At 47.6% G+C, this 19,946-nt stretch carries 21 protein-coding genes; 11 read left to right on the plus strand and 10 right to left on the minus strand.

Annotated elements, in window-relative coordinates:
* The first annotated feature begins 112 nt into the window (after positions 1–112).
* Genes Q0174_RS08340 through Q0174_RS08355 form a run of 4 tightly spaced genes read left to right on the plus strand, consistent with a single transcriptional unit; the run spans position 113 to position 1,477 of the window.
* Positions 113–316, plus strand: coding sequence for a hypothetical protein (locus tag Q0174_RS08340; protein WP_298043240.1), 204 nt, complete (start codon positions 113–115; stop codon positions 314–316).
* A gap of 31 nt (positions 317–347) precedes the next feature.
* Positions 348–872 (plus strand): DUF4149 domain-containing protein, encoded by a 525-nt coding sequence (locus Q0174_RS08345; protein WP_298043242.1) that lies wholly within the window; start codon positions 348–350, stop codon positions 870–872.
* Entirely contained in the window at positions 862–1,257 is a 396-nt protein-coding gene (locus Q0174_RS08350) for a YbgC/FadM family acyl-CoA thioesterase (RefSeq protein WP_298043243.1), read from the plus strand. Before Q0174_RS08345 ends, Q0174_RS08350 begins: the two co-directional genes overlap by 11 nt.
* Positions 1,258–1,264: 7 nt before the next feature.
* The gene (locus Q0174_RS08355) at positions 1,265–1,477 is read left to right on the plus strand and encodes a hypothetical protein (protein WP_298043244.1); all 213 of its coding nucleotides are present in this window, start codon (positions 1,265–1,267) and stop codon (positions 1,475–1,477) included.
* Between the two features lie 263 nt (positions 1,478–1,740).
* Here the strand turns inward: Q0174_RS08355 and Q0174_RS08360 are convergent, their stop codons facing one another.
* From Q0174_RS08360 to abc-f, 4 genes are read right to left on the minus strand one after another with little or no spacing between them, the layout of a single operon-like run.
* Positions 1,741–2,406, minus strand: a complete 666-nt coding sequence (locus Q0174_RS08360; protein WP_298043245.1) for a uracil-DNA glycosylase — start codon at positions 2,404–2,406, stop codon at positions 1,741–1,743.
* A 7-nt stretch (positions 2,407–2,413) separates the two neighbouring features.
* A complete protein-coding gene (gene prmC, locus Q0174_RS08365) occupies positions 2,414–3,214 on the minus strand; it encodes a peptide chain release factor N(5)-glutamine methyltransferase (RefSeq protein ID WP_298043246.1) in 801 nt (266 codons plus the stop codon).
* On the minus strand, positions 3,201–4,409 hold the full coding sequence (locus Q0174_RS08370) for a M48 family metallopeptidase (RefSeq protein WP_298043247.1): 1,209 nt from the start codon (positions 4,407–4,409) through the stop codon (positions 3,201–3,203). Before Q0174_RS08370 ends, prmC begins: the two co-directional genes overlap by 14 nt.
* 5 nt (positions 4,410–4,414) lie before the next feature.
* Positions 4,415–6,379 (minus strand): ribosomal protection-like ABC-F family protein, encoded by a 1,965-nt coding sequence (gene abc-f / locus Q0174_RS08375; protein WP_298043248.1) that lies wholly within the window; start codon positions 6,377–6,379, stop codon positions 4,415–4,417.
* Between the two features lie 79 nt (positions 6,380–6,458).
* Here abc-f and Q0174_RS08380 point away from each other — a divergent pair, with 79 nt between their 5' ends.
* On the plus strand, positions 6,459–7,193 hold the full coding sequence (locus Q0174_RS08380) for an alpha/beta hydrolase-fold protein (protein ID WP_298043250.1): 735 nt from the start codon (positions 6,459–6,461) through the stop codon (positions 7,191–7,193).
* A gap of 828 nt (positions 7,194–8,021) precedes the next feature.
* On the opposite strand, the gene Q0174_RS08385 is transcribed toward Q0174_RS08380, so the two are convergent.
* The 3 genes from Q0174_RS08385 to Q0174_RS08395 form a co-directional block, all read right to left on the minus strand.
* Positions 8,022–8,153 carry a hypothetical protein gene (locus Q0174_RS08385; RefSeq protein WP_298043251.1) on the minus strand — a complete coding sequence of 44 codons (132 nt, stop codon included), beginning with the start codon at positions 8,151–8,153 and terminating at the stop codon, positions 8,022–8,024.
* A gap of 200 nt (positions 8,154–8,353) precedes the next feature.
* On the minus strand, positions 8,354–8,644 hold the full coding sequence (locus Q0174_RS08390; RefSeq protein WP_298043253.1) for a hypothetical protein: 291 nt from the start codon (positions 8,642–8,644) through the stop codon (positions 8,354–8,356).
* Positions 8,645–8,677: 33 nt separating this feature from the next.
* Positions 8,678–9,664 (minus strand): amidohydrolase family protein, encoded by a 987-nt coding sequence (locus Q0174_RS08395; protein WP_298043255.1) that lies wholly within the window; start codon positions 9,662–9,664, stop codon positions 8,678–8,680.
* A 218-nt stretch (positions 9,665–9,882) separates the two neighbouring features.
* Here Q0174_RS08395 and Q0174_RS08400 point away from each other — a divergent pair, with 218 nt between their 5' ends.
* The 3 genes from Q0174_RS08400 to Q0174_RS08410 all read left to right on the plus strand — a co-directional run bounded on the left by Q0174_RS08400 (position 9,883) and on the right by Q0174_RS08410 (position 13,298).
* Positions 9,883–10,323: a GNAT family N-acetyltransferase gene (locus tag Q0174_RS08400; RefSeq protein WP_298043257.1), complete on the plus strand. Its 441-nt coding sequence runs from the start codon at positions 9,883–9,885 to the stop codon at positions 10,321–10,323.
* A gap of 306 nt (positions 10,324–10,629) precedes the next feature.
* Positions 10,630–11,952, plus strand: coding sequence for an MATE family efflux transporter (locus Q0174_RS08405; RefSeq protein ID WP_298043258.1), 1,323 nt, complete (start codon positions 10,630–10,632; stop codon positions 11,950–11,952).
* A complete protein-coding gene (locus tag Q0174_RS08410) occupies positions 11,913–13,298 on the plus strand; it encodes a M48 family metallopeptidase (protein WP_298043260.1) in 1,386 nt (461 codons plus the stop codon). Before Q0174_RS08405 ends, Q0174_RS08410 begins: the two co-directional genes overlap by 40 nt.
* A gap of 698 nt (positions 13,299–13,996) precedes the next feature.
* Here Q0174_RS08410 and Q0174_RS08415 read toward each other — a convergent pair.
* The 3 genes from Q0174_RS08415 to dnaJ all read right to left on the minus strand — a co-directional run bounded on the left by Q0174_RS08415 (position 13,997) and on the right by dnaJ (position 17,211).
* Positions 13,997–14,437, minus strand: a complete 441-nt coding sequence (locus Q0174_RS08415) for a hypothetical protein (RefSeq protein WP_297921216.1) — start codon at positions 14,435–14,437, stop codon at positions 13,997–13,999.
* A gap of 214 nt (positions 14,438–14,651) precedes the next feature.
* Complete coding sequence (locus Q0174_RS08420; protein WP_297921219.1) at positions 14,652–15,896, minus strand: hypothetical protein; 1,245 nt, start codon at positions 15,894–15,896, stop codon at positions 14,652–14,654.
* A gap of 223 nt (positions 15,897–16,119) precedes the next feature.
* A complete protein-coding gene (gene dnaJ / locus Q0174_RS08425) occupies positions 16,120–17,211 on the minus strand; it encodes a molecular chaperone DnaJ (RefSeq protein ID WP_297921222.1) in 1,092 nt (363 codons plus the stop codon).
* Positions 17,212–17,340: 129 nt separating this feature from the next.
* On the opposite strand from dnaJ, the gene Q0174_RS08430 reads away from it, so the two are divergent.
* From Q0174_RS08430 to recR, 3 genes are read left to right on the plus strand one after another with little or no spacing between them, the layout of a single operon-like run.
* Entirely contained in the window at positions 17,341–18,012 is a 672-nt protein-coding gene (locus tag Q0174_RS08430) for a response regulator transcription factor (protein ID WP_005870149.1), read from the plus strand.
* Entirely contained in the window at positions 18,009–19,250 is a 1,242-nt protein-coding gene (locus Q0174_RS08435; RefSeq protein ID WP_297921225.1) for an ArsS family sensor histidine kinase, read from the plus strand. Before Q0174_RS08430 ends, Q0174_RS08435 begins: the two co-directional genes overlap by 4 nt.
* Complete coding sequence (gene recR / locus Q0174_RS08440; RefSeq protein WP_298043262.1) at positions 19,247–19,816, plus strand: recombination mediator RecR; 570 nt, start codon at positions 19,247–19,249, stop codon at positions 19,814–19,816. The genes Q0174_RS08435 and recR overlap by 4 nt, the downstream gene beginning before the upstream one ends.
* The last annotated feature ends 130 nt before the right edge of the window (positions 19,817–19,946 follow it).

A 19,946-nucleotide genomic window follows, 5' to 3' on the forward strand; every position in this document is an offset into this window, starting at 1 on the left:
CGGCGCGAAACGGAAATGTGATTATACAAGAGCGATGCTTAAAGGGGGCTGAATAATTAAGAGAAATTTTAAAAAACGATTTGGAAAATTTTAAATTTCATAATGAAATTTTATGTTTAACACGCCTGAGACAAATTTTATCTCCAGCCTCCGTAAAAATTTTATAAATTTTGTAAACGACCGTATCCAAACTAAAATTTCATTATACCGCGATATGCCGCAATTCGCGACCGCCGACCGCACCCATTCGCCCGTAAAACCCGCTTGCAAAACACTTAAGCGCACGATTATAAGATTTCGCTATAATCACGTCTGATTTAAAATTTATCAAAATTAAAAGGATTTCTATGCGCGCAATTTTTTCTATCTATATCTTCATCATCGCGGCCCTTATCGGCATCGAGCTCTCGCTCGGCGCACTCGTCGCGCCCGTGGTATTTTTCCCGCAGCAGATTATCGGAGAGGGCGTGTTATCGCACTTTCAAAGCGGCAAGCTGATGAGCGAGATCTTCGTAAAATACGGCGGCATCCTCATCGCAGTCTCGGTAATCTGCCTCGTTTTTGAGATGATAAATTTCAACAACAACAAATCGCAATCCTTTCGCTTGCGCCTTTCGACCCTGATGCTGACGCTAGTAAATATCATCTTAGCCCTACTTTTCGTGCTTTACTTTACCGACTATGTCATAAGCGCCCAAAAGATCGGTACAGAAGCGACGATGACGCCGGAATTTGCCCAAATCCACGCGGCTAGCGAGTGGTGCATGAAACTCATCATCGTGTTTCAAACGGTGCTATTTTTCGCAAAAATCCTTCCTGCCCTGACTGCGAGAGATGTCGCGGCGGCGAAAGATGCGCGGGATGAAGATTAAAATTTACTACGAAGATACCGACGCGCAGGGCATCGTGTATCACGCCAACTACATAAAATTTTGCGAGCGGGCGCGCAGTGAAGCGCTTATGCAGGCCGGGGTGGACTTCGCGCGTGCGGACGCACATTTCGTAGTTAGCGAGCTTTGCGCTAAATTTCTCCGCCCCGCGCGCCTCGGCGACACGCTTGAAATTCGCACGAGCCTAGCCGCGCTCAAAAACGCCAGCGCCCTTTTACGACAAGAAATTTACAAGATCAAAGATATTAAAAACACGGATTTCAGCGAGCTTTTATACGCACAGGACGTAAAAATTGCCTTCGTAAAAGAAGACAGGCCGATCAAATTTAGCGCCGAAATTTTAGAATTTTTCAGATCTTTGAGATAAATTTATCTTGCGGGTTCAAATTTGCCTAGTCGTGTGCGGCACAAACACAGCGCAGACCGGCTTTCGGCATAAAATCCAAGGATACACGGAGCTCTTAGACGATATAAAATTTACGGACGAGATAAAATTTTACGACATAGAATTTCGCTCGGCATTGAGGTTTAAATTTAACGCTACGCCGCGACGTAAATCCCTCACGCATCCCGAGATAGCTAAATAAAAAACAAAATTTGAAATATCGAAATTTTGCAATGACGTTAAATTTTGCCCTGCCCCGCCGCTTTATGAAATTTCTCGTCTTCAAATTTAAACCCGCGCAGATCGAGTCTGTGTTTTGCCTCGCTAAAATCCCGCTTGTCCGTGAAATTTAAGCAGGCTAAATTCGCCCCGTCCGCTCACACGCTACAATAAAAATTGCGACGCCCGCGCAAAAAGCTGCGCACAAAATCAAAATAGCGCGCAGAACAAGCGCCAAAATGCGCCTCACAGCAGCCCTTTTATCTTTTGCAAATCCTCTTTGAAAAGCTCCGCTTTGCTCGGATTTTGCGCGATGAATGCGGGATCGAAGCTCGGTACGAAGCTGATACCGCCTTCGTTAAAGACCGAGCCGTGCAGCACGTCCATGCCCGCCAAATCGCCGTTTCGCAGCACGATTTTACAGCAGAGTTCCCCTAGACAGAGCACGACTTTGGGCTTTAAAATTTTGATCTCGTCGGCAAGATAGGGCGCGCATTTTAAAATTATTTCCGAGCTTATGCGCCTATTTTGCGGCACCGCGCACCTTATCAAAAAGCTAAAATAGATCTCCTCGGGCGCGCAAATTTGATCTAGCGCCGCTGCTACCTGAGCCTCCAAACTGCCGCCAAAACCTTCGTTAGCGCCCGGCGCAAGAGCCACGATCATAAGTTTTACATTCGCGGGAGCTTTAGAATTTTTGAAATTTTTGATAGTTTTGAAATTTTTAAAATTTTGCTCGCCGCTTCCCGTGCGCGTTTTAGCAAGCTCGCAGAGATTGCACTCGGCGGTAGCGGATTTTAGCGCGTCCAGCGCCTTAAAAAATCGCGCGCCGCCGCTTAAAATTTCAGCGCCTACGTAGCGATAGCCGAACGCTTTGTAATAAAGCAGCCTGCGTAGTTGCGAGTTTTGCACGGCGCGCCTACGATCTGTTTAAATTTCGCGCGACGAATCCGCGATCAAACTGTGCCAAATCTTTGTAAAATTCCGCCCTAAAGCCCTGCTCGCGCAAAAACGCCGACAAGCTCTGCTTTTGATCGTAGCCCATCTCGCAGGCTAAAAATTTTGCGCGCCGTGCGGCAATCAGCACGATGCGTTTTAAAATTTCATCCCCCCACTCGCCGCCAAACAGCGCTTGTTTCGGCTCCTGCAGCACGCGTGCATCCAATGCGTAGGAGTTTGCGATGTAGGGCGGATTTGAGACGATGAGATCAAACTCGCCCGCGATCTCATCTGCGTAGGCGCAGTGTACAAACTCGACGTCCGCGCCTAAGTTCGCGGCATTTGCGCGCGCTACCTCAAGCGAATCCGCACTGATGTCGCTAGCCGTGATACGGCAAGCGGGAAGGAGCTTTTTTAAACAGATAGCGATTATGCCGCTGCCCGTGCCGATCTCGCAAATGCGCGGCTCGCCCAAGCTTTGCGCCAAAGTAAGCGCCTTTTTTACTAAAATTTCGGTCTCGCAGCGCGGTATCAGCACCCGCTCGTCGACGTAAAATTTAAAGCCCATAAACTCGCAGCTTTGCGTGATGTATTCAAGCGGACGGCCATCTTTAAATTCAACGATCTTAGCGCGAAACTCCGCTTCATGCGCGAGCTCTTCCGAGCATCTTAGCACGAGCTCTTCGCTGCTAAGTCGCTCGCAAAGCTTTAAAATTTCGCGCGCGACGTATTTTGAGCCGCACTGCCCCAAGCCCCATCTTAGCGCCTCAGCGATCCTCATCAAGCTCTCTTATGCGCTCATACAGGCTCGGGTGCGAATGATACACCGCGGCGTAAATTTTATGAGCGAGCGGGAATGCCTTGTTTTCGCTACCCAGCTTCTTTAGCGCGCCGATCATGCTCTCTTTATCCTGCATGCTGGCACCATGCCGGTCTGCGCTAAATTCGTGCATGCGGCTAAGCTTGGAGATTACAGGCTCAAAAAACGCATGCAAAATCGGTGCAAACAAAATCATAAAAACCAGCGTCGCGCCGCCGTCCGCGTTAAGTCCTAGCGCGCTAAATACGCCTGCGGGAAGGTTTCCGAATACCGCGAATGTCGCGCCCAAAAGCACGAAGCTAAGCGCTAAGCCTTTCAAAATGTCGCCGTGTTTGAAATGCCCGAGCTCGTGCCCTAAAACGGCCAAAATTTCATCCTCGCTCAGCTTCTCTATGAGCGTGTCGAAAAGCACGACCTTTTTCGTCGCGCCGAAGCCGCCAAAATAGGCGTTTAGCCGTTTGTCGCGCTTGCTTGCGTCAATCGTAAAAACGCCGCTACTTTTAAAGCCACAGCGCTGCAAAAGCCCCTCTATGCGCTCTTTTAGCTCGCCTTGCTCTAGCGGCTGCATCTTATTAAACAGCGGCGCGATAACGGTCGGATAGATCAGATTTATCAGTAAAACTACGCCGAAGCTTAGCAGAAAGCCCCAGACCCACCAGTGTGCGCCTAGGCTATTTACGCAAAAAACGAGCGCGGAGGCTACCGCAAAGCCGAAAACCAGCGTGAGCGTGAGCGATTTTAGCGTATCTTTTACGAAAACGGCGGGCGTTATCGTGGAAAAGCCTAAGCGCCTGTCTTTGACGAAGGTTTTGTAAATTTCAAGCGGAAGCGATATCGCGCCGCCGATGATTAAAAACGCCGTTACAAAGCAGCTTCCCGCCAAAATCCCATCGCCCGCTAGATCATATATCGCGCGCTGTAACGCGCCCGCACCCGCAAGTATCCAAATAAGCGCCGCCGCAAACGAAAAGCAGTGCGAAAATATATTAAATTTTAAATTTACCGCGCCGACCTCGCCCGCTTTGCGATAATCCTCCTCGCTAAGCACCACCGCAGGCTCTTTTAGCTTGGCGCGGATGAAGCTTAGCTCGAGCAGATCGAGCGAAATTTTATAAATCGTGTAAAGCGCGTATAAAAAGATCAAAAACCAAACCATCGCGCCTACTTTAGGCTCTCGGCGAGCGAAAGCACTTCGTAATATTCATTTTCCATACTGTTTAACGTTCCTCTTTTTTCTTCAAGTTCTTCAAAAAGCCCCTGCATCCCGAGCTTTTGATAAATTTCAGGCGTCGAGAGCGCGTGATTTAGCTCTTTTATACGCGCCTCGATAGCCTCGATCTTAGCGGGATACTCCTCTAAAATTTTATTCTGCTTATAGCTAAGCTTCGCGGCGCTCGTTTTCTCCTTTTTGTTTTCGCGGCCGCCTTCCTCCGCGCTCGCGCCCGCGCCCGCGCCCGCGCCCGCATCGGCTTCGATCCGGTCAATCTCCGCCATCTCGTCTTCAAACTCCAAATACTGCGAATAGGGCATTTGAATTTGATCGATAACGCCGTTTTTTTCAAAAACCCAAAGCTTATTTGTGATCTTATCGATGAAATAGCGATCGTGGCTTACAATGATTACCGCACCTTCGAAGCTTAGCAGATAATCTTCCAAAATATTGATCGTCGCGATATCAAGATCATTCGTCGGCTCGTCCAAGATCAGGCAATCGTACTGCTCGGTAAAGAGCTTGGCAAGCGCCAGACGGTTCTTTTCGCCGCCGCTAAGAACGCCGACGGGCTTATCTAAAAACTCCTTCGGAAATAAGAAATTTTTCAAATATCCGTATACGTGCATGTAGCTGCCGCGGACGTTGATGTGATCGCCGCCGTTGGGACAGAAAATTTCGATTATACTTTTATCGTCCGTAATGCCGCTGCGGGTCTGATCGAAGTAGCCGATCCTGATCTCGCCGCGTTTGATCTCGCCCGCATCGATCTTGCTGCGACCGAGTAGAATTTTAAGCAGAGTGCTTTTGCCAGCGCCGTTAGCGCCTACGATACCGATACGCTCGCCCTGCAAAACCCGCGCCGAAAAGCCCTTGAAAAGCACCTTGCCATTTAAAATTTTACCGATATTCGTGCATTCAAAGAGCATTTTTTTGCGATTGTCGCCGCCCGTGCCGTTAAAGCTCCTGCTCGCGCGCTCCAGCTCGAGCCGCACGCGACGGATCGCGCCCGGGTTTTTCTTCGCATCCTGCCTCATCTGCATGATGCGCGCCTTGCGCCCTTCGTTGCGTTTAAGGCGCGCCTTTACACCGCGGTGCAGCCACTCCTCCTCGGCGCGCAGCTGTTTAAGCAGCGTCTCGTGGGACTTTTCGAGCGAAGCAAGCATCTCCTGCTTGCGCCTCAGATAGTTCTCGTATCCGCCGTCGAAATTTGAAATTTTACCCTCTTCGATCTCGATACTGCGCGTCGCCAAGCGGTCGATGAAGTAGCGATCGTGGCTGATAAAAACAATCGTCTGCTTCGAGCCGAGCAGCATGTCCTCTAGAAATTTCACCATATAGACGTCGAGGTGGTTCGTGGGCTCGTCCAGCAGCAGCACGTCGGGCTTTTTAAGCACCAGCGCGCCCAGCGCCACGCGACGAATTTCGCCGCCGCTAAGCGTACAGACGGAGCGATTTTCGTAAATTTTAAGCCCGAAATTTTGCAGCACCTGCTCGATCTTATTGTCGATCTGCCAGCCATCCTTGGCCTCGATAAATTTAATCAGCTCGTCCTGGCGCGCCAAAAGCTCCTTGTTTTCGGGCTGTGCGGCGATTTTACTCGAGATCGCGTCGTATTCGCTAAGGGCGGCGTAAATTTCAGCTAGCTCCCGTCGCAGCGCGTCTTTGACCGAGAGATTGTCTTCAAATTTCGGCGTTTGAGCGAGCATCTGGATATTTAGCCCGTTTTGAGTGATCACGCGTCCCTCGTCAATCTCGCACAGACCTGCAATTATCTTCATCAGCGTGGACTTGCCGTCACCGTTTTTGCCGATCACGGCAACGCGCTCATTGGCGTCCAGTGCGAAATTTACGCCGTCTAAAACGACGTGAGAGCCGAATTTTTTCGTAACATCGATAAGCTCGATCAAAGCCAATTTTAAGTTCCTCTAGTGTTAAATTCGGTGATTTTACACAAAATTCTATTAAATTTTAATAACTTTTAAAGCTTTAGCGATGCAAAGTTTGGAATTTAACGGCCTGCGCGTAGAAATTTTCGCCCCGCACGCGCCGTCTTTTGCGGCTGCGCCCTCCTTTACAAAAGAAGCCGCGTCCGCACCGATCATCTACCTGCATGTCTTGAACTTTGGCGCGACCGGCACGGGCGAAATTTACGAGCTCGTCTCGCGACGAAGCGGCGCAGATTTCGTGCTCGCAGCGATCTATCTAAACGAGGCGCAGTGGGGCGATAAGCTTAGCCCGTGGGCGGCAAAATCGCCGTTTAAGGGGGTGCGCGATTTCGCAGGCGGCGGCGCGGCGCACTTAGAAAAATTTACGGACGAGCTGATCCCGCGTATCGAGCGGCACGTATTCGGCGCGAGAAAGCCTGCGTGGCGAGCCTGCGCGGGATACTCGCTGGCGGGGCTTTTTAGCGCGTATGCGGCATTTGCGAGCGATAAATTTCAAAAGATCGCCTGCGTCTCGGCGTCGTTTTGGTTCGGCGGATTTGACGCCTTCGTCGCCGCACACTCGCTGCAAAGGGGGCTGGCGCACGTCTACGCGTCCTTGGGCGAGGCCGAGATGAACCCGAAAAATCCGCGCGGAGCACTCTGCGGCGAGACGGCGCGAAATTTCATCGCAAAATGCCGCAGTGCGGGCGCGAAAGCGGAGCTTGAGCAAAATCCGGGCGGGCATATGCAAGATGAGATCGCAAGAATTTCAAAGGCGCTTTTAAAGCTTGTAAACTCCTAAAATTCGAGCAAATTTTAAAATTTAGCGGGGCGGCAGAACATGAGCGGCGAGAGGTTGAAACAAACGAGTCGAAAGGCGGCATCAAGCGTAAATTTAAAGCGAGCCACTGTTATAATTTCTCGCGCAACGGTTTTTCGCGCGATACGATGAAATTTAAAACAAACCCGCGTTAAATTTTATAGCATGAGCAATGCGGCAAGAATGGCGTTACGCAATTCGGCGCGAATGACACAGTGCATCGTTGATATTTCAGCGGCTTTGGTAAGTGCGAATCGGTTTTGAGCGTAAATCATGCGACGCGGCGCCGATGCGGCATAGGGTGGGGCGCAAATCGCAAACGAGCCGCCACTGAATTTTGCTAAACGGCTTGATGCAAATCGCTAGCAGAGGCTGTTAATTTTCATAGAAAAGTACGGGGCTAGTGGTTTAAAATTTTAAGCGAACCGTCGTTATAAAATTTGAAGCAGATCGTCTCACGGCTAGGATTAGAGCGCCTGCGAGCTAAATTTAAACAGCAGCGCCGTCGTGTATGATCCCGCCTGTTTTGTTTAGTGTGCCGGCGAACTAAATTTACCGCTGAAATTTCAAAATTTACACTGCGCCAAGGAACGCTTTGGCGCTACGATACGTGCCGCTAGGTTTAAATTTTAAAATTTAGCGGGGCGGGCAATTAAACGGCAGGCGCGTCAAAACAGGCGCTGCAAAGTATTCTTAACAACCCTAAAATATCCGCAATAACAGCAAAAAATTCTTGCAAAATATCCGCAACGACGATAAAAATTCCTACAAGAATTCCCGCTAAAATTTCATGCGAAACCGCTGAAAAATTTATCTGCGTTTTATATTGCGACCGTTGTTATCGATACATAAAAAGCCTGTCGTGAAACCTCCGTCATATATCATCACTACTCCATCGGCGGCAAATCTATCATCACAGCCGATCTCGTAGTCTTTTTTCACCACCTTGCTCGCAGGACCCTCGAAAATCTCGTAAAATTCCGAGACAAACCCGTCTTTGTAATAAATAGCGGTTTTGCCCTCGCCCTCCCAGATGCTTACGCCCTTGGCATTTGCGCTTTTTGTTTTGGCTTTAAGTTCGTTAAAAGTCCCAAAATCCCAGCCTAAAATTTTTAAAACAGCGCGCTTGTTCGTCTTTTCGTCTATACTATAAAAACTCGCACTTTGGTTTTGTCTTTATTCACGGCTCTCATGCTTGAGACCTCGTCGCCGCCAAAACGGACGTCAAAAGAAACTTTTTCAGGTTTTATCTCGCGCGCAAAATCGCGCAGGGCTAAAATTTGAACGCGATTTTGCGCGTAATTTTCCGCCAAATCCGGCTCAGCAAAGAAAAATTTGTAGATTAAAACCCCCGCAGTTAGCACAAGCGCGGCGCTTATAACGAGTTTAAATAACCTAAAAATTTCCGAGAAAAAATATTTTATAAAATTCACGCCTGCTTCCTAAATTTCATCGAATTTCACCATCTATGCAAAGGGCAGAATTTTTTTGTAGTTGCTCCACAGATCGCTCTGCTCGCCGAAATACACGAGCAGTCCGCGCGCGTTGCGATCGAAAGGGTTTGGCTCTTTATGCAGCGCGATACGCTGCGACAGGCGCAGATCGTAGGTGTTGTATATCGCAGAATACGGCACCGGAAAGTCCGAAGCGTAAAGCAGGCGCGAGTGCACGTCCGTTTGGCTCGCAAGATGGGGCAGAGCCTTAGCGCGCACCGGCGTCATCAGAGCAGAAACGTCGGCGTAGAGGTTTTTGTGCGTACGCAGAAGCGCCAAAAGCGCGAAATAATCGTGTCCAAAATTTCGCGGGCGGCGCGAGAGCGCACGAAAGATATGTGAATACTCATAGTTAATCGCCATGTGCGCGCACACCGTCGTAACACCCAGCTCAAGCGGCGCGTAGATCATCTCCAGCGCCTCGCAGCGGCGAGTGCTCGGCACCGAGCTTTCGTTGCCGATGTGGATCACCAGCGGCAAGCCGAGCTTGGCGAGCTTTTCAAAATACGGCACGTAGCGGGGCAGTCTCGTATCCAGATCCCAATAGTTTTGTAAAAATTTCGCCCCCTTAAATCCTAGCTCGAAGCAGCGATCAATCTCATCTAGCGCATCCGCTCGCTTCGGATTGATGCTAAAAAACGGCACGATGAGATCTGGGTTTTTTTGATAAATTTCAAACACGCTGTCGTTGTCCGCGCAGACGGTCTTATCGCGATGGATCAGCTCGCCCGCGTCGCTAAATTTAGCATCTACGCCGAAAAGCACCGCTTTTTTAACGTATTTCGAAGCTCTGAGCCCGCCGAGCAAAGCGTCCACATAGGCCTCGTAGGGCTCTTTGATCGCGCGCGATACGTCTATGCCGAAGCGCCTGCCGAAAAGGCGCAGCGCAAGCCTGTCGTAAGGGCGGTCGAAGCGCACCTCCTTGCTTAGCAGATGGACGTGAAAATCAAGCGTTTGCATCGGGGATCCTTGGGAAAATTTTGCGGAGTTTATATCAAATTGCGGTAAATGGTTAGAATTTTAAATTCGAGTTTAAATTTACGCACCGCGCCTTGCCGTGCCTTTAAATTTTAAAATTTAAACCTCTCTGAAAGAGCCGCTAATTGATATTTAATGCCGTTTTAAAGCTACGGCGATATACTTGCGATTTGAAAAGCTATTTCAATTAAGGAGCGAAGATGGAGTTTGAAATTTTAGAAAATTCCGCCGATTTTAAGCCTAGCGATCTGGATGAGATAATGGTATCGATCGGCTGGGATACGGAGCAAAACGCAGCCTCCGTGCCGTCGCACGAGACATACAGAGTGTGGCGAACCTATGATTACGTGGCGATCGCCAAAACGCAAGGCAAGACCGTGGGGGTGCTGGAGGCGTTTTGCGACCGCGACAACTTCGCTACGAGCTATCTTTACTGCGTGATAGTTCATAAGGATTATCAAAGGCGCGGTATCGGCACGGCGCTCATGAATGCCTTTAATAAACGCTTTGCGCACATCACCACCTTTGTCGTGACCCCTCTACACAAGGCCGAAGGCGCCGAAGAATTCCTACAAAAGTGCGGCTTTAAGGACGCGTCGGAGCACTTTACGATCCACATGAGGAAGCGAAATTCGATCTAGCGGAAAGCGAAATTTGCTCCAACCGGCGTAATTTAATAAAATTCCACGCGACTTTTAAATTTTAAATCTCGTGAAATTCTGCGCCGCTTCCTTACTTCTTTACTACAGATCGCCGCGCGAGATATATCGCTGCAATGCTCTCGCTCGCTCGTCCGCACCAAATCACCGTATATTCGCGCCGGCGCCGTAAATTCTAATTTTACGCATATCGCGCGACGCGCGAAAACAGCTCCGCTCGCCCCCCCCTGCGCAAAAGCAAACCTAAAAGAATTTTCGGCTACAATTTCCCCCAAATAAAGGCAAAATATGAAAGAAATCTCGCTGCTAAGGCTCTCGCTCGCAATCTACATCGATATGTTTTTGCGCCTAGTGACTACGTTTATCAACACCTACATGATCTCGCGCGTGGACGTCTCGCTAGTAGGCGCGCTGGGGGCGGGCAACGAGATATTTTTGCTCTTCATCACCGTTTTCGGTTTCCTCGCCGTGGGCTGCTCGGTACTCGTAGCGCAGGCGCTGGGGGCAAAAAACAAAGTCCTAGCCATGCGCGCGATCCACACGAGCATCGCATTTAACGCGCTTGTGGGACTTTGTAGCGGCGTTTTCGTCTTTAGCTGCGCGCCGTTTTTACTCCGCGCGCTGCAGGTGCCCGCCGAGCTTTTGAGCGAAAGTGCGATCTATCTTAAGGTCATCAGCATCGTCTTTGCGATAGACGCCGTCGCGATCGTGCTTAGCGCCATCGTGCGCGTCTACGGATACGCAAATTTCATCATCGCGGTCTCCGTAGTGATGAATTTAGTGACGCTCGCGGGCAACTACGTCGTGCTCTTTAGGCCGTTCGGACTGCCGTACTACGGGCTTGAGGGTATCGGCGTGAGCACGATCGCGGGGCGTATGATCGGCGTATGTTTATTCTTCCTCATCATCACGAAGGTGCTAAAGATAAAATTTTACCTAACGATGTTTTTAAAGATCCAGTTCGCCACGCTGCGTAAAATTCTATCCGTAGGGCTTCCGAGCGCAGGCGAAAACATGCTGTGGATCGTGCAGTATCTCGTCGCCTTCGCCTTCGTCGCGAGTATGGGTGAGGCGAGCCTTACCGTGCAGACGATCTATTTTCAAATTTCATCATTCATCTTCTTCGGCGGAAGCGCGATCAGTATGGCAAATGAAGTGATCGTAGGCCGCCTCGTAGGTGCCGCCAAGCCGCAGGAGGCGTACCGGCACACATTTACCGCGCTGCGCTTCGGGCTCGGGGCGACGGCGCTTTTCGTCGCGATCGTGTTTTTAGCGCGCGAGCAGATCATGGAGATGTTGAGCCTAAACGAGGCGCACAAGCAGGTTATGCGGCCGCTTTTTTACCTCACGCTGGGGCTTGAGTTCGGACGGACGCTTAATATCGTGTTCGTAAACGCCCTGCGCGCAAGCGGCGACGCGAGGTTTCCCTTTGCGATGGGCGTGATCTTTATGTGGGGCGTCTCGATCCCCGTGGGCTGGCTTTTGGGCATTCATCTGGGGTATGGAATTTTAGGCGTTTGGATCGGGTTTTTCTGCGACGAGTGGCTGCGCGGCAGCGCCAATACGGCGCGATGGATAAGCAAAAAATGGCAGAGCAAAAAGTTAGTCTAAATTTGCTAGACTTGCCGATTAACCTGCGTTTTAAGCGGATGAAATACGCGCGCATCCGCATTAGTAAGGACTGCAAGATCAGCGTGAGCGTGCCGCGCTCCTACACCGCGGCGCAAGCGAAAGACTTCATCCTAAAGCACGAGAGCTGGATCCGCCAGACGCTAGAGCGACTGCAAAGCAAGCTACTAGCGAGCGATCAGGTTAGAATTTTAGGCAAAATTTACAAACTAAAATTTAGCCGCGAGGCTGAGCTCGGTACAAACTGCGGCGCGAATGAAATTCAGAATGATAGTGCGAGTAGCGGCGTAAACAGTGCGGGCGCGGGTATGAATGACTGCACGAGCGGCGCGACGGGCGGCGTAGATGACGATGCGAATAGTGACGCGGGTAGCGTAAATTCAGCTCATTTACAAAGCGGCGCAGATATAAGTGGCAGCGGCGTCAATGGCGGCGATGTGAGCGGTATCGCAAACAATTCCATGGGCGGCATGAATGACGGTGTGGGTAGCGGCGCAGGAAGCGGAATTTTAAAATTTCACTCGGGCGAGTACATCTCGCAAAATGGCACAGCGAGCGATAATTTGAAATTTGACCTGCACGGCGATGCGGCGCAGGGGCTCGCGCAACAGGGCAAAATACGGCAAAGCGGCGAATTTATAAATACGGCGTCACAAAGTGTCCGCGAGCAATCCTGCGGCGAAATTTTAAAATTTCACTCAAACGGGCGCGCTCCGCAAAGCGATGACGCAGGTAAATTTAACTCCACCGCAAGGGACGAAATTTTAAAATTTAAACCCGTTGCAAGCGGAGAAATTTCAAATTTTAGCTCTGTCGTGGGCGAAGAAATTCCGTTTATGAGCGAAAAAATTTCAAAAGCCGCGAGCGAAAACGTGCCGCAAAATGTAGCACAAAGCACGCAAGCGGCAGATATCGAGCCGGATTTTACGATCAAAAATTTTATCAAAAGCTCTAAATTTAAAGATAAGATTCTCATGTCACGAGACGTGATCTTTTGCGAGAGTGAGGGCGAGTTTGCGGCGTTTAAAAAGGCCTTTGCGCTTGAGCTTTACCTACGCTATATCGCGAAGCTTTCCCCACGGATAGGCCGCAAGATCGCGCGGGTGCGGGTGCGCAAAATGCAGACGCGCTGGGGTAGCTGTAACCACGCCAAGGGCTATCTCAACTTCTCGCTAAGCCTGATAGAGCGGGATCCGCGCTTCGTCGAATACGTCGTGCTGCATGAGCTCGCGCACCTCATCCATGCAAATCACGGAGCGGATTTTTACGCGCTCATCGCGCAGATCATGCCTGATTTTAGGGCACGTATCAAGCTAGGCAAGGGATAAAGACCGCCTCAAAGAGCTTTCGCAATAGCAATATTTTGCCTATTTTTATATCCCTGCTTTTGCACTATCGTCATAATGAACTTCTTTTAGTTTAAAAATCTCTATTATTCTTTCGATCTCATTTTTTTGTATTAACGATGTATTGATGTCAAAGATAAGTCCCTCTATCCATAATTTCTTGAAGCCAAAATTTATTATAAGCGGAGCATTTTCTTTAAAAAATAGTCCAGACGAAAATTGCAAATATATTAATTTTAGTTCATCATATTTAAATACTCTCGTAAAATAATTAGATATTACAAATCCATTTTCATAAAATATAATTTTTCGAAACGTCTGCTCTGTAAATAGCATTATGAGCATTAAAAATATAATAAATGAGATAGAAATACCAATAATATCACCCCTATACCAACCGGTATACACTAGCAATATAATACCGCATACGATAAATACGGTCTTAAGTGCTCAAAAATTTTACTTCTTTCCACTCTATAAATTTCTTTGCCTAGCCATTCTGGATTTTTCATGGGGTGCCTTTAAATTTGATCTGTTATTTTACTTCCGTAAATCTTAAAATGAAATTTTTTAGCTCAAGCGAATTTTAATTACCGTGTCATACACGCTTATCTATACCTAGATAAAATTTTTCACGCCTTAAATCGGCGAAATTTCGCAAATTTTCGCGGATCCAAACGCTAATCTAAAGCCGCAAATTCCACGTATTTCTCCATCGCAACCAGCAGGAGCCAGCGCGCAGTAGGGCTGAAAAAATAGTGGTGTTCGGGGACTTGCTCCATTATAAATTTTAAAAAATTGTAAAAATATTCGGGCGCAAATTTAACCTCGGCGCTCGTTAGACTATCGCCCAGATAGCAGATTTCGCCGCCTAAAATCCTCTTTTTTGCCGCGGGATTTGCGTCTATGAAGCTTCTGGCACCGGCAAAGCTCAGGCAGTCCGCGGTCGCATAATCTTTCAATCCCCGCAAGACGGGCTTGGAGCCGACGAAGGTGAAATTTTCCTCTATAAATTTCACTCCACCCTCGCTCACCTGCCAGCAATCGCCCAAGCTCGATAAAAACGCAAACATCTCATCATCCGCGGATTTGAAATTTGTAGGCTCGTTTTTGCGATCCATCTTTGTCCTTTTTAAATTCATAGTTGCTTTTATTTTGAAATTTTTACGATAAAGAACAGAAAATATGTTTGATTTAATCTTTTTAAAATCATTATATTAAATTAGGCTAATCAAGGTTTCCCGAGCTCTTTTTATTTCAAGCGAAATCCTTTACCGCCCTTTAAAATTCAACCAATTCAAATAATCGTTCTTTCTTTATTTTTTTGAACTTTATTTATTTGTTATCATCAGTGAACTGCTCTTTGACAAGATCTTTGATATCGCTTTTAATACTTTTAGTATCAACTATTGAATCCTCACCCAGCTTCTGAAATTTTTCTTTATCTGCCTTCGTATATTCCTGTTCATCATCATATTTTTTTGTGATCAACCGAATCATCTTGCGACGCAAAAACTTCTCATCTCTAACATTTGACCTCTCTTTGATCCACCCAATTAGTAATACCATCAACATTATAAAACCAATATAACCTAGAATTGGATACATAATCGATACTAATTTTTTAAAGCCCATAAAGGATAATATATACCCTACAACTACGGTGCCAATCATAATTGGATAAAAACGTTTTGATTGATTAGATGAGAAACGTTTTGCTAAGGCATAGAATAAACTGAAAGCAGTATTAAAGATCAAGCCGAAGATAACAAGTGCATACACAAATGCAAATGCAGGGTGAATCTGTTTGGCAATAGCCAACATAGGAATATCAACAGTCGTTGCAAGTTTTACATTTGCATATAAGATACAGGTTGTAACTGTGATGATAATACCGATTATAAATCCACCCAAAGTACCACCTTTTTCTGCTACACCAATCCTCATAATGGATCCCCCTAATACAAAAGCCATTGATACACCTGTCATAACGCAGAGCGAAAAATAATTCAGAACAGAAAACCAGATATTTGGCATTGGAGTAGAGATTGTATTTGCAATTGTTTCTAATTCTTTAAAATCAAAACGTTGACTTGCAAAGGTATATACTGCCATAATCATAATCATGATAAAAATAATAGGCGTAAATATTCCGATCACATTCGTGATTTTTTCAAAATTAAGAAAGCTAACAAGGATTATCAATACGGCACATAGGAGTGCTCCTGACCAGAATGGCATGCCAAATTGCTGATTAAGATTTGATCCAGCCCCGGCAATCATGACAAAACCTACCACAAAACAGCAAATAATTAAAGAAATATCAAGAATTTTATTAGTGATAGATCCAGCAATTTGTGAAAGAACTTCAAAGTGATCATTGGATCTAAAATAACTACCGAATGTAATAATGATTTTACCAAAGACGGCATTGAGGATACCAAGAATAACGGCTCCAAGAATACCCCATTTGCCAAAACTGACGAAATATTGCATCAGATCCTGACCGGACGATAATCCAGCACCGACAATAACCCCAACATATGCTAACGCTACATTTAAAATTTGTTTTAACATCATCCTACCTCTTAATTATAAAAATTTTAATTTGCTTTACTAATATTAATAATCTTTAAATTTAAATAATATTAAATGCTAATTAAATTTTATCCAAATAATAACACGAAATTTACACCGAAATTACATCCAAACTCTTAGCGAGATTCCAAGCGAAAATCCCGTACTTTGGTGAATAAAACCGCAAGACCGCCGCTCAAAACAGATCGAGGCAGATCAAGGCAGATTACTTGAAAAAATTCTTGATTTTATCGAGTATCCCCTCGTCGTCTCCGCCGTTGCTGCCGAAGCTTTCTTGAAGCTCGCGCAAAAGCGCCTCTTGCTTCTCGTTCAATTTTTTAGGCGTCTGGACGTTTACCTGCACGATCAGATCGCCGTTTTTCTTGGTGCGGATATTCGGCGCGCCCTCGCCGTAGATCGTGAAGCGCTGCTTGTCCTTCGTGCCTACTTTGAGCTTCAACTCCGCCTTGCCGCGCGGCGTCGGCACCTCGATGCTCTCGCCCAAGATCGCCTGCGTGAAAAACACCGGCACTTCGATATACAGGTCGTCTCCGTCGCGCAGGAAGTGGCTATCCTCCTTCACGCGCACTATCACGTACAGATCCCCGATTTCGCCGGTTTTAGAAACGTTGCCCTTGCCGCTTAGGCGCACGCGCTGCCCGTCGTCGATGCCTGCAGGAATGTCAAATTTAAGGCTCACGTCCTCCTCGGTAAAGCCCTTGCCGCCGCAATCCTTGCACCTGTCTTTTACGATTTCGCCCGTGCCGCCGCATTCGGAGCAGCTTTGGATGAAGCTCATATATCCGCGCCTTACAGCGACGCGCCCGGTACCGCCGCAAGCGGAGCAGGTGTGTCTTTTTTTATCCTTCGAGCCGGTGGCGTCGCAGGTGGAGCACGGCTTTTTGATCTTGTATTTTATCTCCTTGTGAACGCCCTCTAAAGCCTCTTTAAACTCCAGCGTTACGGCCAGCTCGGTATCTATGCCGTATGGATCGCTAGGGCGTGAACGACCGCCTCCGCCAAATGCCTGCTCAAAAAAATCGCCGAAAATCGAGCTAAAATCAAATCCTCCGCCGCTCGCGCCGCTATATGCGCCGCTGATGCCCTCTTTGCCGTAGCGATCATACATCCTGCGCTTTTGATCGTCGCTTAAAATTTGATACGCTTCGTTGATCTTTTTAAATTTCTCCTCCGATTCCTTATCGCCTTGGTTGCGGTCGGGGTGGAATTCCAAAGCGAGCTTTCGAAACGCCTTTTTTATCGTCTCGGCGTCGGCATCGCGCGCCACGCCTAAAATTTCATAATAATCTTCTTCCACGAAATTCTCCTTGAACTATACAAAAGGGGCAATTTTATCTAAATTTAATAAAACGCAAGTTAAGACTTAACTATTTTTATGTATAATGCAATATTTAAAATTTCAAATCAACGATGCAAAGGATAAAAAATGATAAATGTATTGATGATAGAAGACGACAGCGAGTTCGCACAGCTTCTAACCGAATATCTGGCTAAATTTAACATCCAAGTTACAAACTTCGAAGACCCATATCTGGGCATTAGCGCAGGGATCAAAAACTACGATCTACTGATTTTGGATCTTACGCTTCCCGGGATGGACGGGCTTGAAGTCTGCAAAGAGATCCGCGAGAAATACGACATTCCGATCATCATCAGCTCAGCTAGAAGCGACGTGAGCGATCGCGTCGTAGGTCTTCAGATCGGAGCGGACGATTATCTACCGAAGCCTTATGATCCAAAAGAGATGCACGCGCGCATCATGAGCCTCATCCGCCGCTATAAAAAAGCCAGCGAAAAGGAAGAAACCGCCACGGATAGCGTATTTCGTATCGACGACAAGCGCCATGAAATTTACTTCGGCGAGGAGTCGCTCGTGCTAACGCCTGCGGAGTATGAAATTTTAGAATACCTAATCAAGCAGCATAGTTTTTCGGTATCTCGCGAGCAGCTCGTATACCATTGCAAGAGCCTAAAAGATAAGGACTCAAAGAGCTTAGACGTCATCATCGGGCGCCTACGCACCAAAATCGGCGATAGTTCCAAAGCGCCTAAGCATATCTTTTCGGTTCGCGGTATCGGCTACAAGCTCATCGGATGAAACACTCCTTAATCACGAAGATCACCGTATTTTTCGTAATCGCGCTTATTCTGGTATGCACGCTTTTTATCACTTTCGGGCGCATCCAGATGAGCAAAGCCCTGGGGGCGATGCAGGCAAACCAGATAAACGCGGTAAATTATCTACTCGAGCTTTACAAGCGCAATACCCCGCCTAGCGACATCGAGCAGTATTTTTCAAATTTCGGGCTCGAGCTCGTCAAAGACAAAAACGTTATCCAAAATATCGGCACTAGCGGGAAGAAATTTTTCGTTCAAGACACCTCGATCGGGGAATTTAGCTCGGTCGAGTACAACAACTCGCTCTTTTTAAATATCAAAAACAACTCCTTCATCGTCGTTTTTGAAAGTATCGGCACGAAAAATTTAAACGATCCGCTCTGGGTCGGGTTTTTCCTCACCGTCGCGGTTTTAGTTTCGCTTTATCTGTCGATCATGAAGAGCTTCACGCCGCTAAAAAAACTAAGCAAAAATATCAAAAAATTCGCCCAAGGCAATTTGGACGTAAATTTAGCCGCTACTCACAGCGAGGACGAGATCGGGCAGGTCGCGCAGGAATTTAACAACGCGATCGCCAAAATTCAAGAGCTGATCCGATCGCGCCAGCTGTTTTTGCGCACTATCATGCACGAGCTCAAAACCCCGATCGGTAAGGGCAGGCTCATTACGGAGATGCTCGAGGACGAGACGCAAAAGGTACGGCTCGTAAACGTTTTTGAGCGGCTTGAAATTTTAATCAACGAGTTTGCTAAAATCGAGCAACTCCTCTCAAAAAGCTACTCGCTCAACTATCAAGACTACCATTTCAGCCTGATTTTAGAGCAGGTAAGAGATATGTCGATGCTCGATAACTGGGACGAGCTCATCAGCGAAAACATCGAGTGTGACGCGGTGATAAACGTGGATTTCGGGCTATTCGCGCTGGCGATTAAAAATTTGATCGACAACGCCCTAAAATATTCCGCCGATAAAAAGATCGCGATCATCTGCGACGAAAATAAGATCAGCGTCGCCAACCGCGGCGCGGCGCTTGCAAAATCATTCGAGCACTACAAGCAGGCCTTTATCAGAAATAAAGACGAGAAAGCCACCGGCATGGGGCTCGGGCTTTACATCATCGATAAAATTTGCGAGCTGCATAAATTCCGCTTCGAGTACAATTACAGCGACGGTACGCACTACTTCTCGATCGTCTTTTCGCCGAAGGGCGCTATATGAGCGGCACAGGCAGGTTTGAAGAGCTCGTCGCAAGCTTTGAAAAGCTCCCTGGCGTGGGCAAAAAGTCCGCCCTGCGCTTTGCGTACTACGTAAGCGTGCAAAACTCCTTTTTGGGGCTAAATTTAGCGCACAATATCGAAGAGGCGGTGCGCGGACTGCACAGATGCCGCATCTGCGGAGCGGTATGTGAGGGCGAGATCTGCGAATACTGCGCCGACGACGAGCGCGAAAGCGATAAAATTTGCATCGTCGAAAATCCTAAAGATATCTTTATTTTAGAGAGCAATAAAATTTACAACGGCCGCTACTTCGTGCTAGACGCCGCTGACGAAGATAAGATCGCGGCACTGCGCGACATGGTAGAGCAAAACGGCGCGAGCGAGCTGATTTTCGCGCTGACGCCGGGCATCAACTCCGACGGGATCATGCTCTACGTCGAGGACAAGCTCGCGGATCTGGGTTTGAAATTTACCAAGCTCGCCCAAGGCGTGCCTACGGGCGTGAGCTTAGATAATGTCGATATGCTCTCGCTAATAAAGGCGATCAACGGGCGTACCGATATTTAAAATTTCGATGAAATTTTAAATTTGGATAAATTTTAAAGCTCGTCCGTAAAGCGTAAAAGAGATGAAAAAGGATATAATTTTACCTATCGGATCAAGCGGAATAAAAGCGAGATAAAATTTGACCCGTTAA

Origin of the sequence: uncultured Campylobacter sp. (genome assembly GCF_937996225.1) — a bacterium.
GTDB lineage: Bacteria > Campylobacterota > Campylobacteria > Campylobacterales > Campylobacteraceae > Campylobacter_B.